The sequence below is a fragment of the Clostridium sp. DJ247 genome (assembly GCF_014231265.1).
In genome coordinates this window covers 13,399-29,546 of the sequence record NZ_JABAIW010000056.1, presented here as the reverse complement: position 1 = coordinate 29,546, position 16,148 = coordinate 13,399, and the positions used below count along the sequence as shown (strand labels likewise).

At 31.3% G+C, this 16,148-nt stretch carries 10 protein-coding genes and 2 riboswitches; of the genes, 9 read left to right on the top strand and 1 reads right to left on the bottom strand.

The features are described 5' to 3' along the window. Nucleotides 1-260: 260 nt before the first annotated feature. A riboswitch (SAM riboswitch) is annotated at nucleotides 261-362 on the top strand. Nucleotides 363-436: 74 nt separating this feature from the next. The 7 genes from metK to prfB all read left to right on the top strand — a co-directional run bounded on the left by metK (nucleotide 437) and on the right by prfB (nucleotide 10,981). Then, nucleotides 437-1,612 carry a methionine adenosyltransferase gene (gene metK / locus HGI79_RS18475; protein ID WP_185652158.1) on the top strand — a complete coding sequence of 392 codons (1,176 nt, stop codon included), beginning with the start codon at nucleotides 437-439 and terminating at the stop codon, nucleotides 1,610-1,612. Nucleotides 1,613-2,074: 462 nt separating this feature from the next. Further along, nucleotides 2,075-4,327, top strand: coding sequence for an ATP-dependent RecD-like DNA helicase (locus HGI79_RS18470; protein WP_185652157.1), 2,253 nt, complete (start codon nucleotides 2,075-2,077; stop codon nucleotides 4,325-4,327). Next, entirely contained in the window at nucleotides 4,296-5,321 is a 1,026-nt protein-coding gene (locus tag HGI79_RS18465; RefSeq protein WP_185652156.1) for a hypothetical protein, read from the top strand. Before HGI79_RS18470 ends, HGI79_RS18465 begins: the two co-directional genes overlap by 32 nt. Beyond that, nucleotides 5,294-5,974 (top strand): ComF family protein, encoded by a 681-nt coding sequence (locus HGI79_RS18460; RefSeq protein WP_185652155.1) that lies wholly within the window; start codon nucleotides 5,294-5,296, stop codon nucleotides 5,972-5,974. Before HGI79_RS18465 ends, HGI79_RS18460 begins: the two co-directional genes overlap by 28 nt. 487 nt (nucleotides 5,975-6,461) lie before the next feature. Then, nucleotides 6,462-6,992 carry a ribosome hibernation-promoting factor, HPF/YfiA family gene (gene hpf / locus HGI79_RS18455; RefSeq protein ID WP_185652154.1) on the top strand — a complete coding sequence of 177 codons (531 nt, stop codon included), beginning with the start codon at nucleotides 6,462-6,464 and terminating at the stop codon, nucleotides 6,990-6,992. Nucleotides 6,993-7,289: 297 nt separating this feature from the next. Beyond that, nucleotides 7,290-9,800: a preprotein translocase subunit SecA gene (gene secA / locus HGI79_RS18450; protein ID WP_185652153.1), complete on the top strand. Its 2,511-nt coding sequence runs from the start codon at nucleotides 7,290-7,292 to the stop codon at nucleotides 9,798-9,800. Nucleotides 9,801-9,873: 73 nt separating this feature from the next. Beyond that, nucleotides 9,874-10,981, top strand: a protein-coding gene (prfB, locus tag HGI79_RS18445; protein ID WP_185652152.1) for a peptide chain release factor 2 whose coding sequence is annotated in 2 segments (ribosomal slippage) — nucleotides 9,874-9,951 and nucleotides 9,953-10,981 — 1,107 coding nt in all. Because the reading frame shifts where the segments join, the coding sequence is not laid out codon by codon here. A gap of 276 nt (nucleotides 10,982-11,257) precedes the next feature. Here prfB and HGI79_RS18440 read toward each other — a convergent pair. Continuing rightward, entirely contained in the window at nucleotides 11,258-12,595 is a 1,338-nt protein-coding gene (locus tag HGI79_RS18440) for a M28 family metallopeptidase (protein ID WP_185652151.1), read from the bottom strand. A gap of 303 nt (nucleotides 12,596-12,898) precedes the next feature. Here HGI79_RS18440 and HGI79_RS18435 point away from each other — a divergent pair, with 303 nt between their 5' ends. Both HGI79_RS18435 and HGI79_RS18430 read left to right on the top strand, forming a co-directional pair. Next, complete coding sequence (locus HGI79_RS18435; RefSeq protein ID WP_185652150.1) at nucleotides 12,899-15,055, top strand: Tex family protein; 2,157 nt, start codon at nucleotides 12,899-12,901, stop codon at nucleotides 15,053-15,055. Nucleotides 15,056-15,134: 79 nt separating this feature from the next. Further along, a riboswitch (FMN riboswitch) is annotated at nucleotides 15,135-15,251 on the top strand. 170 nt (nucleotides 15,252-15,421) lie between these two features. After that, nucleotides 15,422-16,048 (top strand): ECF transporter S component, encoded by a 627-nt coding sequence (locus tag HGI79_RS18430; protein WP_185652149.1) that lies wholly within the window; start codon nucleotides 15,422-15,424, stop codon nucleotides 16,046-16,048. Nucleotides 16,049-16,148: the final 100 nt, after the last annotated feature.

Below are 16,148 nucleotides of genomic sequence, written 5' to 3'. Positions count from 1 at the left end.
TCCCGAGTGGCCAAAGGGGGCAGACTGTAAATCTGTTGTCATCGACTTCGATGGTTCGAATCCATCTTCCTCCACCACAGATAAAAACACTAACTAGTGTTTTTGTTTTTTTTTGTATTTATTAAGCGTTGAATAAATGCTATTAGGTTTTTGATTTAATAATATTGTAAGGATGCTCATATAAAATTGAAAAGAAGATTAGTATTGACAGTATTACACTGTTATGTTACTATAAGTAAGCAATACAATTTAAAATTAAACTCTTATCAAGAGAGGTGGAGGGAAAGGGCCCTATGAAACTCGGCAACCAGCATTTTATGCTAAGGTGCCAATTCCGGCAACAAAAGGTTGCAAGATAAGAGAGTAGTTAAGTTTGTTAACCTCTTCTTATTGAAGAGGATTTTTTTATTTTACATGAAGTTAAGGAGGTACAGTGATGAGAAGATTATTTACATCAGAATCAGTTACAGAAGGACATCCAGATAAAATTTGTGATCAAATATCAGATGCTGTTCTTGATGCTATATTAGAAAAAGATCCAAACGGAAGGGTAGCCTGTGAAACTGCTACTACCACTGGAATGGTTATGGTTATAGGTGAAATATCTACTAATTGCTATGTAGATATTCCAAGATTAGTTAGAAAAACAATAGAGGAAATAGGGTATACTAGAGCAAAATTTGGATTTGACTGTGATACGTGTGCAGTAATGACTTCAATAGATGAGCAATCATCTGATATAGCTATGGGAGTTAATGAAGCTCTTGAAGCTAAACAGGGTGAAATGGATAAAATAGAAGCCATAGGTGCAGGAGATCAGGGGATGATGTTTGGATTTGCTACTAATGAAACACCTGAATATATGCCTATGCCTATAAGTTTAGCTCACAAGCTTTCAAGAAGGTTATCAGAAGTAAGAAAAAATGATACGTTAGCATACTTAAGACCAGATGGAAAAACTCAGGTTACGGTAGAATATGAAGATAACAAACCTGTTAGAATAGATACTATTGTTATATCAACTCAACATGACCCAGATATAACACGTGAACAAATAGAAAAAGATTTAATAGAAAATGTTATAAAACCTGTTATTCCAGATGAGCTTTTAGATGAAAATACTAAGTATTTTATAAATCCAACAGGAAGATTCGTTGTTGGAGGACCACAAGGAGATGCTGGGCTAACTGGAAGAAAAATTATAGTTGATACATATGGCGGGTATGGCAGACACGGTGGTGGAGCATTCTCAGGAAAAGATCCAACTAAGGTTGATAGATCAGGTGCATATGCGGCTAGATGGGTAGCTAAGAACCTTGTTGCTGCTGGAGTTGCTGATAAACTTGAGGTGCAAGTTGCTTATGCTATAGGAGTAGCTAAGCCAGTTTCTGTTACAGTAGATACTTTTGGTACAGGAAAAGCTGCAGAAGATAAGATTGTAGAAATAGTTAACAAAGTATTTGATTTAAGACCAGCTGCAATAATAAAAGATTTAGACTTAAGAAGACCAATCTATAGACAGGTAGCTGCTTATGGACATTTTGGAAGAACAGATGTTAATGTTCCATGGGAAAACTTAAATAAAGTAGAAGAAATAAAAAAATATCTATAATTTTATAGTGAATTCTTAGATGGAAAAGCCCTTATGTTTATTACATAAGGGCTTTTATAGGGTTCCAGGGTGAAAACTTAACTTATACGTAGGGATATATTATCAATGTTGAAGTCACATTTAAATATTTTTTTATTAGTCTTAGCGAAAATTTGAGAAAAAATCTTAGAACTTTTGATATGGTTGAAAGCCTGAATAGCTTTCAACGAGCGACTTATCAATGGTAATTGATAAGTTGGTCCGAACTGAGCATAGCGAGTTTATCAAAGTTCTTAGATTTTTCTCAAATTGGAGCTTTAGACTAATTAAAAATATTTAACGTGACGAAACATGGTAATATATCCCTACGTATAAGTTAAATTTCGGGCGTGGTTATCTATAGCTGGATTAAATTAAGTTAATGGGTTTAAACTAAGTTAATATGTTATAATTATAAATAAAAAGGAAATCAGGAGATGTTTTATGGAGGAAATACAAGGTATTGTAGATAATATAGTATTTCAAAATGAAGACAATGGATATGTGGTAGCAAGAATCAAGGATAAAAACCAGGTTATTACAATAGTGGGATGTATTCCTTATATAGTTGAAGGTCAAAATCTAAAGTTAACAGGGGAGTGGGTATTACACCCTCAATTTGGTCAACAATTTAAAGTTACTAAGTGTGAGGAAATAACCCCCAGCTCTATCATAGGTATAGAAAGATATTTGTCATCAGGCATTATATCTGGAATAGGGCCAGTTACTGCAAAAAAAATTGTAGAAAAGTTTGGAGAACAAACCTTAGAGATACTAGATAATAATATAGAGAGGCTTAAAGAAATTGAAGGAATAGGCCATAAAAAAATAGCCTTAATATGTGAATCTTATAATAAGCAAAATGAGGTTAGAAACATAATGATTTTTCTTCAAACTTATGGTGTCACTCCAAATCAATGTGTAAAAATATATAAAAGATTTGGATCAGACTCTATAAAAATTGTAAAGGAAAATCCATATGTTTTGACGGAAGAGATATCAGGCATAGGATTTAAAACTGCAGATAAAATAGCTAGGAGTCTAGGAATAGAAGCAAATTCAACCTTTAGGATACAAAGCGGAATAACATACTTAATAAATCAATTTTGTGCTCTCGGAAATACTTACATGCCTTTAGATATGTTACTTAAGGAGGGCATAGATGTTTTAGGAGTATCAAAGGAAGAACTTGAAGAAAGCATATATGAGAATTCAATAAACGGGAAACTGAAATTAGAAACAATGAAAGATAGGGTTTGTGTATTTACTCTTCCATATTATTATTGTGAACTTGGAGTTACAAAAAAAATATTAACTTTAGCTCTAGCGGCCTACGACGATATAACAATAAATGTAGATGAAGAAATTCAAGTTTTTGAAGAAGAAAACAATATAAAATTTGCTTTATCTCAAAAAGAGGCTATAAAGGGAGCTGTTGAGAACGGAGTTGAAATAATAACCGGAGGACCTGGAACCGGCAAAACAACCATTATTAACTGTATAACTAAGATATTCGAAAAGGCTAGTCTTAAAGTTTTTATGGGAGCACCTACTGGCCGAGCAGCTAAGAGAATGACAGAGGCTACTGGTAGAGAAGCTAAAACCATCCATAGATTATTAGAAATGGGAGTAAGCGATGAGACAGAGAACACTTTATTTTCTAAAGGAGAAGAAGAACCACTAGAGTGTGATGTTATAATTATAGATGAGGCATCTATGATAGATGTTATTCTTATGAATAACCTACTTAAGGCAGTAACTCTTGGTACTAGATTAATAATTGTAGGAGATGTAGATCAGTTACCATCCGTTGGACCAGGAAATGTATTAAGAGATTTTATCGAAAGTAAGTGTATAAAGGTAGTGAGACTTAAAGATATATTTAGACAGTCTCAAGAAAGTATGATTATTGTAAATGCACATAAAATAAATCAGGGAAGTATGCCTTTAATAAACAAAAAAGATAAGGATTTTTATTTTATAAAGTGTGAGGAACCTTATAAAATAGTTGATTCATTAATAGCTTTAATTGATAAAAGACTGCCTGAGTTTAATAGACAGTGGAATAAAATGCAGCATATACAAATACTTTCACCTATGAGGAAGGGAATACTTGGTATTGCAAATCTTAATAAAGAACTTCAAAATATTCTAAATCCAAAGGATAAAAATAAGAAGGAAAAGGATTTTAAAGATATAATATTTAGAGCAGGGGACAAAGTAATGCAGACTAAAAATAACTACTCTTTAAAATGGGAAAGAATAGTAGGTGAAGGCGAAAAAGAAGGAATAGGTATTTTTAATGGGGATTTTGGATATATAGAAGATATAGATGAAGACAATGATACTTTAACAGTAATATTTGATGATGAAAGAAAAGTTATATATGATAATGTATATCTAGATGAGTTAGATTTGGCTTATGCTATAACAATACATAAAAGTCAGGGAAGTGAATTTCCTGTAGTTATCGTACCTATGTTTATGGGGCCGCCTTTGCTTATGAATAGAAACTTATTGTATACAGCTGTGACAAGAGCAAAACAGTTAGTTGTGCTAGTGGGAGAGCCAAAAGCTATGCAGTTTATGATAAGTAATGATAAAAGCTTCGATAGATACTCAATGCTTAAATTTAGAATAATGGATTTAATGGAGAGTGAAGAAGATGTTTTTATGCAAGAAAATAGATCTAACTGAACGAGAGCGTGCTGTAGAAAACTTAATATTAAACTGGAGTTTAGGTCATGAGCGTTTTTTGAATGTAATATCCCTTCCCTATAATTCATCAGAAGTATTTTTAAAAACTATTTTATTTCATGCTAATAAGGGTAAAAAAATTATTTATATTACAAATGAGGAACACAACCATATCGATATATTAGAAACAATAAAAAGAAGTTCTGATTTTAGAGATTATAGCTATACAAAATATGGCAAAATAAATTTAACATCTAGACTGAAAGTATGTGACTTTATAAATGCTAAAAGCTTAAGTGAAAAATTTGATGTAATAATATATGATGAAATTAGAAGGATACCTAAATATAACAAACATGAAGTAATAGACTTAGTATCTTGTATTTCCAATAACGAAGCAAAGGTTATATTCTATTCAGTAGAAGGTATACTTGAAAATAAAAAAGAATTAATTTTTCCTATAAACTATAATAGAACTCCTATGGTGGAACCAAGAAGCATAGTTACCAGAGTGAACATAAATAAAGATATTCCTTTCGTTGTATATGATTATTTAAAATGGTCTATAATGTCTGATAGGAAAGTGGTAATATATGTTCCAACAGAAGAAAAAATAGAAAGTGTTTATTCATATATCAGTTACTATTGTAAAGAGTTTAGCAGAAATATAATATGCTGCGTAAAGAGTAGAAAAGATAAAAAACAAATTTTAAATTTTGAAAAGATAAAAAGGGCAGTTCTTATTACAAATGACTTTGAGCAAAATTTTTTACATGCTAAGAATACAGATGTGATGGTATACTTTGCTGACGCGCCAGAATATGATTATAAAAAGCTTATTTATTTTTGTGGAAGTGTTGGAAGAAGTGAAAAAGATTCGAAAGGAGAAGTTATATTTTTAGCTAATGAAGAGACAGATCATATGGAAAAGGCAAAAAATATAGCTAGAAACTTTAACAAAGAAGCATGGGAAATGGGATTATTAAGAATTTAAAATTTTTATGTGATTGTGTATTACAGGTAATATATTCAGATGATGATAAGTGCATAATATGTAGAGAAGAGATGTATGATGATAAGTTATTATGTAAATCCTGTGAGAATAGTATGAAACTTTGTCAAGATAGTTTTTTAGTTGAAAAGAACGGTAGAAAACTAGAATATTATAGTGTTTCCTATTATTCAGGAATTATGATGGAGCTTATATTAAAATTAAAATATAAAAGCGATTTTAGATCTGGTGAAGCTATTGGTTATTACATGATCAACATAATAAAAAAATATAATTTAGAGTGTGATTACATATGCTATGTTCCTATGACAAAACTATCCATTAAGAAAAGAGGATATAATCAGAGTGAATTTTTAGCTAAATTTATATCAAATCATATTAATATTCCCATAATTCACTGTTTATATAAAATAAAACAAACTAAAGATCAGATAGGACTTTCTGGTAATGAGAGATGGGAAAACATGCTTGGAAGTATTAGCTTCGCAAAGAATAATAATATTAGATATAAAAAAATTTTGCTTATAGATGACGTTATAACCACTGGTGCTACTGCATTTTCTTGTGCTGATGTGCTAATAAAAAATGGAGCGGAAGAAATTACTCTATTGACTGCAGCAAAAAGTAAGGTATAATTTTATTATATTAAGCTAGGTTTGTGGTTGAAAGTCGATGCCAGTCGCAGGCAAAACGATCCACGTAAGTTAAATAAAATGTTTAATGAGCATGGTGCGGTTTAGAGGTAAGTCCTGCCGTTTTTAGTAAAACGAGAGGGTTAGTAGTGAGAGGGTAATTCTGGGTAGCAAAAGCTCCAGCAGGCGAGTGTGGGGTCAAAGACCAGGTCAACTGGCTTAGTATTAAAGTTCTTAACTTATTCAAGTTAAGAACTTTAATTTTTTTTTGAGTTTTGAACATAATACTAATTGTAAGGAAAATATAAAATGATAAATAGTCTTATAAAATAATTATGTAATTTTATATAATATTTTGTTAATTCGCTAAATTATACTTGTAATCTAATGTAAATAGTATTAAAATATAGTTAACAAAAGTTAAACTTACATCAAAATTACATTTTACGTATAAGCTTTAAGCTTTAATGATAAGGAAGGGGCTGAAACTATGAGAATAATAATAAGTGGGAAAAATATTGAGGTAACTACAGCGTTGAGAAACAATGTAGAAAAAAAATTATCAAAATTGGAAAAATATTTTACCCCTGAGGTAGAAGCTCATGCTACTTTAAGTGTAGAAAAAAATAGACAAATTGTTGAAGTTGTTATATCTGTTGGAGGAATGTTATTAAGAGCAGAAGAAGTTCATGATGATATGTATGCTTCTATAGATTTTGTGGTAGGTAAATTAGAAGGACAAATTAGGAAACAGAAAACAAAGCTTGAAAGAAGAAAACATATGGAATCAGTAAGATTCCAAGATATACCGGATTATGATAATGAAGAGACTCATGAGGAGCATAAGATAGTAAAAACTAAAAGGTTTGCAATGAAGCCTATGTCAGCTGAAGAAGCAGTACTTCAAATGGAGCTTATAGGACATAACTTTTTCGTATATCAAGATGCAGATGGTGATGAAGTAAACGTAGTCTATAAGAGGAAAGATGGAAATTATGGTTTAATAGAACCTGAATTTTAATAAAGAGGAGGCAGTAGCTTCCTCTTTTTAGATTTAACTTTATATTATAAGAATTAACATTACATAGTAGCTTAATAGATTTAATATTTATTTGAGAGTTACAAAAGTTTATTTTATAAACTTTTAATAATAACACAAAATATTATTTGTAAAATAATTCTTTTTAAAGTGTAACAAATTTTTGAACAATGACAAAGTATTACATACATAAGTTGAATAGCTATTGATTAGGTGATATAATCAATAAAGTATGTAGATTAGATAGTCATAAAAAATAACATGGTGAGGATGAAGAGAATGGGTGTTTTTCAAAAAATATTTGGTACTTATAGTGAGAGGGAAGTTAAAAGAATAATTCCTATAGTAAATAAGATAGATTCATTAGATGAACAAATAAAGAGCTTAAGTGATTCAGAACTTAGAGGGAAAACCGACGAATTTAAAAACAGAATAGAAAATGGGGAAAGCCTAAATTCGTTATTACCTGAAGCTTTTGCTGTTGTTAGAGAAGCCGCGTACAGAACTATAGGGTTGAAGCATTATAGAGAACAATTAATAGGCGGAATAGTACTCCATCAGGGAAGAATATCAGAAATGAAAACTGGTGAAGGTAAAACTCTTGTTGCTACTGCACCAGCTTATTTAAATGCACTGACTGGAAAAGGAGTGCATATCGTAACAGTTAACGACTATCTAGCTAAAAGAGATAGAGATATCATGGCTCCGGTGTATGAATTCTTAGGGCTGAAAGTAGGCGTAATACTTCATGAATTAGATCAAGCACAAAGACAAGAGGCCTATAGATGTGACATAACTTATGGAACTAATAGTGAATTTGGCTTTGATTATTTAAGAGATAACATGGTTATATATAAAGAAGAGAGAGTTCAGAGAGGATTAAATTTTGTTATTGTAGACGAAGTTGACTCCATACTCATAGATGAGGCTAGAACACCTCTTATAATATCTGGAGAAGGTGAAAAATCAACTGAGTTTTATAAAATAGCAGATTATTTTGCGAAATCCTTAATTAAAGATACTCATTTTACAGTAGATGAAAAAGCCAATGCCGTGCTCCTTACAGATGAAGGTGTGGAAAAAGCTGAAGGTTTCTTTAAATTAGAAAACTATGCAGATCCTGAAAATATGGAAATACAACACCATGTAGTTCAAGCATTAAAAGCTAATTATATAATGAAGAGAGATAAAGATTACATGGTGAGAGACGGTGAAGTTATGATAGTAGATGAATTCACTGGAAGAATGATGGAAGGTAGAAGATATAGTGATGGACTACATCAAGCCATAGAAGCAAAGGAAGGCGTTAAAGTTGAAAGGGAATCAAAAACTCTTGCTACTATAACCTACCAAAACTATTTTAGAATGTTTAAAAAGTTGTCTGGTATGACTGGTACAGCTTTAACTGAAGAGAATGAGTTTAGAGAAATATATGGATTGGATGTAATTGTTGTACCTACCCATAGGGCTATAGCAAGAATAGATATGCCAGATGTAGTTTATAAATCTGCAAAGGGTAAATTTAAAGCTATTGCTGAAGATATTCTTGAGACTTATAAAAAAGGTCAGCCAATGTTAGTTGGTACAGTTAGTATTGAAAAATCAGAATTGTTATCTGATATGTTAAAGAAAAGAGGCGTGCCTCACCAAGTACTTAATGCTAAATATCATGAGAAAGAAGCAGATATAATAGCTCATGCCGGTGAAAAAGGTATGGTGACTATAGCTACTAATATGGCAGGTCGTGGTACTGATATTAAGCTTGGGGATGAAGTTGTAGAACTTGGCGGCTTAAAGATTATAGGTACTGAAAGACACGAGTCAAGAAGAATTGATAACCAGTTAAGAGGTCGTTCAGGACGTCAAGGAGATCCTGGTATGTCTAGATTCTTTGTTTCATTAGAAGATGATTTAATGAGAATATTTGGATCAGATAGACTTCAAAGCATTGTAGAAAGATTAGGTCTTGGAGAGGATGAGGCTATAGAAAGTAAAATGGTTACAGGTGCTATAGAGAATGCTCAAAAGAAAGTTGAAGGAAACAACTTTGATATAAGAAAAACATTACTTCAATATGATGATGTTATAAATAAACAAAGAGAAATAATATACAAACAAAGATCAGAAGTGTTAGAAGGAGAAGACTTAAGAGAACAGGTAATAACAATGTTTAAAGACCTAGTTTCTTCTATTGTGGACTCACATATATCTGGCGTAGAAGAAGAATTAGAAAATGATTTAGCTAAGCTAATAGACTATACAGAAGATATATTTTTACCTAAGGATTCTATTAAAATAGAAGATTTAGTAAACTTATCTAATGAAGAAATTAAAGAAGAGCTTACTGAAATAGGACTTGGAATATATGCAAGAAAAGAAGAAGAATTTACACCAGAACAAATGAGAGAAATAGAAAGAGTTATTCTTTTAAGAGTTGTCGATAGCAAGTGGATGGATCATATTGATGATATGGAACACTTGAAGAGGGGAATTGGACTTAGAGCCTATAAGCAGCAAGATCCTGCTCAAGCTTATCAGTTTGAAGGTAGTGAAATGTTCGATGAAATGATACACAGTATCAAGTTAGAGACTATTAAATATTTATTCCATGTAGAAATACAAAGAGCACCAGAGAGAGAAAGAGTTGTGAAAGAAATTCACACAAATCAAGGTGGGGATGAATCAGTAAAAAAACAGCCAGTTAAAAAGGAAAAGGCTGTGGGAAGAAATGACTTGTGTCCATGTGGTAGTGGCAAAAAATATAAAAATTGTCATGGAAGGTTTGAATAAAATAAATGTCGTTCTGCATATGCAGAACGACATTTGTCTACTAACAGTTTAGAGTAAAAAGGAGTGTGATTGTATGTTGCTTCAGTTAGAAGAAATGTTAAGTGAATTAAGCAACTTAAATAAAACAGTTAGAGAAATTGGGGATTCACTTTGACATAGAAAACATTAAAATTAAAATAGAGGAACTTCAAAAAAAGATGCAGCAGCCTGGTTTTTGGGATGATATAAACGCTGCACAGGAGATATCAGGAGAAGAAAGAGCACTACAGAGTAAATTAGATAGATATAACAGCCTAAAGGAAAGATTAGAGGATATAGAGCTTCTTATTAAACTTTCTATAGAAGAGGGAGATGAATCTTCTTCAAAAGAGATAATTGGCGAAGTGGAAAATATAAAGGATGAAATAGAGCGATTTAGGATAGAGATATTGCTTTCCGGAGAGTATGATAAAAATAATGCTATAGTAGATCTTCATGTAGGGGTTGGAGGAACAGATGCACAGGACTGGACTGAAATGCTTCTAAGAATGTATAAGAGGTGGGCTGAGAAAAAAGGATTTAAGATTGAAACCCTAGATATTCTCACCGCAGAAGATGCAGGAATAAAAAGTGCAACCTTAAGAATAGTAGGAGAATTTGCTTATGGATATCTAAAGGCAGAAAAAGGAATTCATAGACTTGTAAGAATATCACCTTTTAATGCTAATGGGAAAAGACAAACCTCCTTTGCTTCTCTTGAAGTTTTGCCAGAGCTTACTGCAAGTCAGGATATAGAAATAAAACCTGAGGACATAAAGGTTGATACCTACAGGGCTAGTGGTGCTGGAGGTCAGTATGTAAATAAAACAGAATCAGCTATTAGAATTACACATATCCAAACGGGTATAGTGGTTCAGTGTCAAAATCAAAGAAGTCAACATCATAACAAAGATGAAGCTATGAAAATGCTAAAAGCAAAACTGGCAGAATTGAAGGAAAGAGCACACAAGGAAAAAATAGAAGACCTAACAGGTGAATTAAAAGATATAGGTTGGGGAAGTCAGATAAGATCATACGTATTTCAACCTTACACTCTTGTAAAAGATCATAGAACTGGAATAGAGAATGGTAATATAAATGCTGTAATGGATGGAGATATAGATAGTTTTATAAATGGATTTTTAAAACAAAACACAAATTAGTATAGATAACCACGCCCGAAATTTAACTTATATGTAGGAATATGTTGACAAAACTGAAAGCACATTTAAAAACTTTTTATCAGTCTTAGTGAAGTGTTTTAGAAAATCTTAGAACCTTATATATGTTTGAGTGCAACGAGTTTATATAAGGTTCTTAGGTTTTCTTAAACACGAACTTTAGACTGATTAAAAGTTTTTAACGTGCCGAAGTTTGGCAGCATATTCCGGAGTATAAGTTAAATTTCGGACATGGGTATCTATATATAAAGTACTATTTCATGAACTGTATTTGGTGTATATTTTGTAAGAAACTATCAATCCTAAAAGAGAAACTATCATAGCTTGTTTATAAAATATTAATAACAAGTTATTAGAAAATGCATGTTTTATAACTTCTTGGGATACTACTTTGAAACATCTATCCATAGAATCTGTACTGATAAAATTTATTTTATCATCTGGTGTATGTATTCTAGAAGAGTCAGCATCGCATAAAGTTACAGCATCTATACCTTGATCTCGAAAATATTCATGATCACTGGCATCCTCAAACAAATAATTGAAACTAATTTTATTTTTTTCGAATACTGATGATATTTCTTTTATTAAGGGAGTGTCTTTGGTATCTTTTTTTCCTCCCATTACATAAATAGGAACTGAATTAGTACTTCCAACCATATCAAAGTTGAAAATTTTACTTCCAATAAGGTTATATTTATATTTATCTACAAATGCTTTAGAACCAAGACAGCCAAATTCTTCTGCATTAAAGCCTACAAAGATTATATCTCTATTAGGTTTGCCAAGAGATTTTATATATCTGCTTATTTCAATGACAAATGCCATGCCTGAGGCGTTATCTAAAGCACCTTTGTATATAGTTTCTGAAAGATCACTACCTAGATGATCAAAATGGCCAGATACCACTATTGGAGGAGCCTTAGTATCTTTACCTTTTATGTACCCAATAATATTGATTAGAGATGTTTTTTTGGACTCAAAAGGAATAAAGCAATTTATAGTATTGTTATTTTCAAGATGCTGTTGCAATTCACTGAGAGTATCCTTAGTAACCATTATATACATACTATGAGGTGAGGAACTTATGAATGAACTTCTAAAATTAAGCTTGTTATCCTTAGGGGTATAGAACAGAAAGTGATTGTTCCCTTTCTGAACTTGTATATATTCCTTATTTAATGAAACTTTATCTTTTTTATTAAAGGATAAATTATTTGCTTTAAAATTTAGCAAGTCTTCTTTGTAATTTATTCCGTATTTATATTCCTTCACTAATGTTCCATTCTTATCTGTTATAGTTAAATAAGCGTTACCAGGTAATTTATGAGGATAAACGGTATCGAATGATTGCATATAGCTATTTTCAAAAGGCAGCAACCCATTGGATATAAATTTATTTTTTATATATATAGCAGCTTCAACGTTTTCTAAAGTTCCAGCTAGTCGACCTTTAAAATGATCGGAGGATAAATAATCTATTTGCTTTTTTACTTCATTATGTTTAAAGGGATTTATGAAATAGTATGTTTGAAAGCTAAGATTTAATATAAAACAGAATATTATTATAGGAAAAAGCAACATTTGTTTTTTCATATGAGCCCAACCTTTCTTAAGTTATATATTTCAATATATTAAATTATATTGAAATATATAACTTATAGTGACTGGCTTAGATTATTAAATAATAAAACACTAAATACGTGGATTTTCGCATAAAACACTATGAATCCATGTAATTTTTTGGTAAAATGGATTTGCGTTATTACTAAAAAATATTTAAATATGAGTTTTTAATTAGCAACATATTTTACTGAGGTAGTAAAGTATATTTATAGTTTTCAACTTATATAACTATAATTTATTTAGTAGATTTTATGCATAAAACAGGAGGTAGTAATGAAAATTATAGTAGAAAAATTAGTACAAGAATTAAATTTGAATAGAAAAGATGTAGAAAGTGTAATTGAACTTTTAGATAGTGGAAATACAGTTCCGTTTATTGCTAGGTATAGAAAAGAAGCAACTGGTGGGATGGATGATGTAACTCTTAGAAATCTATATGAAAGACTTACATATCTTAGAAATTTAGAACAAAGAAAAGCAGACGTTATAAGACTTATAGATGAACAAGGAAAACTTACCAATGAACTTCAACAAAATATAGGTAAATGTAATACTATAACGGAAGTAGAAGATATATATAGACCATACAAGCCTAAAAAAAGAACAAGGGCTATAATTGCAGAGGAAAAAGGATTAAGACCATTAGCAGATACTATATGGAGTGGAGAGTATAATGGAGATATAAAGCAATATGCCCTAGAGTTTATAAACGAAGATAAACAAGTAAAATCTGAAGAGGATGCACTGCAGGGAGCAATGGATATCATAAGTGAGACTATATCAGATAAAGCTGAATTTAGAAAATGGATAAGAAACTTTGTGTATAATGAAGGTGTAGTAGAAACCAGTGGCGAAAGTAAGGAATCTACCCCTTATGAAATGTATTATAATTATAAAGAGCCTGTAAAAACTCTTCCACCACATAGAATACTTGCTATTAATAGAGGAGAAAGTGAAAAAATTTTGTCAGTAAAAGTAGTTGCTGATACTAATAAGATTATTCAATATTTAAGCTCTCAAAGCTTAAAAGGAAATAATAATACTGATGTATTTATACAAGAAAGTATTAAGGATTCTTTAAAAAGACTTATATATCCATCTATAGAAAGAGAAATAAGATCTGAACTGACAGACAAAGGTGAAGAAGGTGCCATAAAAATATTTAAAGCAAATCTTAATGCTTTGTTAATGCAGGCACCTATTAAGGGAAAGGTAGTATTAGGTTATGACCCAGGATTTAGAACAGGATGTAAAATAGCTGTTTTAGACGATACTGGTAAGTTATTAGATATAGCTACTGTTTATGCTACTGCACCTCAGAATGATATAGAAGGGTCTATTAAAATACTAAAAGAGTTAGTTTATAAGTATAATGTAGATGTAATTTCCTTAGGAAACGGAACTGCTAGCAGAGAATCAGAAGAAGTTATAGTAAGATTAATAAAAGAAGTAAAAGAAGAAAAAAATAAAGATCTTTACTATGTTGTTGTTTCAGAAGCTGGGGCTTCAGTATATTCTGCTTCAGAGCTTGCAGCCAAAGAATATCCTGATATAAATGTTTCCCTGAGAGGAGCTATATCTATTGGAAGAAGACTTCAGGATCCTCTAGCGGAACTTGTAAAGATAGATCCTAAATCTATAGGAGTTGGACAATATCAGCACGATGTTGCACCTAAGAAGTTAGACGAATCATTAAGTGGTGTTGTAGAGGATTGTGTTAATAATGTTGGCGTAGATTTAAATATAGCTACACCATCTCTTTTGTCTTATATATCTGGAGTAAACTCAACCATAGCACAAAATATTGTTGCATACAGAGAAGAAAATGGTAAGTTTAAAAGTAGAAAAGAACTTTTAAAGGTAAAAAGGCTAGGAGATAAAGCTTTTGAGCAATGTGCAGGTTTTTTAAGAGTTATGGAAAGTGGAGAAGTTTTAGATAATACCTCTGTACATCCAGAATCCTATGGAGCAGCAAAAGCATTGCTTAAAACCTTAGGATATTCTATGGAAGATTTAAAAAATAATAACCTTACTGAAATTGATAGAAAAATAGATAATATTGGAATAGAGACACTAGCAGAAGATTTGAAAATAGGAGTTCCAACACTTAAGGACATAATAAAAGAAATTAAAAAACCGGGAAGAGATCCAAGAGAAGAGCTACCAAAACCTATATTAAAAACTGGAATAATAGATATAACACAGTTAAAACCAGGAATGTCTCTTGTGGGAACTGTAAGAAATGTAGCTGATTTTGGTGCTTTTGTAGATATTGGAGTGCATCAGGATGGATTAGTACATATAAGTCAGTTATCAGATAAGTTTGTAAAACATCCGCTGGACATAGTGCAAGTTGGAGATATTGTAGAGGTTACAGTTCTAGAAGTAGATGAAAAACGAAAAAGAATAGCACTTTCTATGAAAAAATAGATGAACGTCTGGAACGCTGAAATATTTGTATATTGAATTTAAAGGGAACTTGTACTATAATTTATGTATAAGTAAATAAAGTAATCTTCAGGGCGGGGTGTGATTCCCCACCGGCGGTATAGCCCGCGAGCCTTAATAGGTATGATTCGGTGAAACTCCGAAGCCGACAGTAAAGTCTGGATGAAAGAAGATAAGTATAGTTGTGATTACTAGCCCTGACCTTTTGTCAGGGTTTTTTGATTATACCTGTATTCCCGTGATAAGAAGATTCTTTCGACAATATTAAAAAATTAGTTGTAATGTTCGTTATAAATAAAGATAGTTTTCTATTGAATGTTATAACTACATTATCAAGGAGGATATAAAATGAAAGATGAAAAATTAAATCGATTGGTAAAGGTATCATTACTTGGCGTAATTGGATTTATACTTATGTTTTTGGAGATAGCAACACCATTATTCCCACCCTTTTTAAAATTTGATATAAGTGATTTACCAGCCTTAATTGGTGCATTTGCACTTGGACCAGCAGCTGGAGTTGCTATTGAATTACTAAAAAATATACTTCATGGTATTTTTAAAGGAACTGAATCCTTTTTTGTAGGTGAATTAGCAAATTTTATTGTTGGATCAGCTTTAGTGTTTACAGCTGGATACATATATAATAAGAATAAGACGAAAAAAACTGCTGTAGCTTCGCTGCTTATAGGAACTCTAGTAATGACTGTAGTCGCTAGTGTATTTAACTACTTTGTACTTTTACCACTATATGAAAAAGTTCTTCACTTTCCAATAAGTGCAATAGTGGCTATGGGAACGAAAGTAAACTCTAGTATAAAAGACTTAAATACCTTTATAGTATTGTCTATAGCACCTTTTAATTTAATTAAGGGAATTATACTATCAGTTTTAACTGCAGCATTATATAAGAGTATATCACCAATACTTCATGAAGAAGGTAGAAAAGAAAACAAGCTTATAAAAAATAACTAATAACATTTTGAGCTAGGAAATTTTTCCTAGCTATTTTATTATTTTTTATTTATCAAAGCATACTTATAAACGATAATAATATATACTAGACATATAATAA

Excerpts from the sequence above, each read along its gene's own strand:
- metK (WP_185652158.1), top strand. The coding sequence starts at position 437 with ATGAGAAGATTATTTACATCAGAATCAGTTACAGAAGGACATCCAGAT.
- HGI79_RS18470 (WP_185652157.1), top strand. The coding sequence starts at position 2,075 with ATGGAGGAAATACAAGGTATTGTAGATAATATAGTATTTCAAAATGAA.
- HGI79_RS18465 (WP_185652156.1), top strand. The coding sequence starts at position 4,296 with ATGTTTTTATGCAAGAAAATAGATCTAACTGAACGAGAGCGTGCTGTA.
- HGI79_RS18460 (WP_185652155.1), top strand. The coding sequence starts at position 5,294 with ATGGGAAATGGGATTATTAAGAATTTAAAATTTTTATGTGATTGTGTA.
- hpf (WP_185652154.1), top strand. The coding sequence starts at position 6,462 with ATGAGAATAATAATAAGTGGGAAAAATATTGAGGTAACTACAGCGTTG.
- secA (WP_185652153.1), top strand. The coding sequence starts at position 7,290 with ATGGGTGTTTTTCAAAAAATATTTGGTACTTATAGTGAGAGGGAAGTT.
- HGI79_RS18440 (WP_185652151.1), bottom strand. The coding sequence starts at position 12,595 with ATGAAAAAACAAATGTTGCTTTTTCCTATAATAATATTCTGTTTTATA.
- HGI79_RS18435 (WP_185652150.1), top strand. The coding sequence starts at position 12,899 with ATGAAAATTATAGTAGAAAAATTAGTACAAGAATTAAATTTGAATAGA.
- HGI79_RS18430 (WP_185652149.1), top strand. The coding sequence starts at position 15,422 with ATGAAAGATGAAAAATTAAATCGATTGGTAAAGGTATCATTACTTGGC.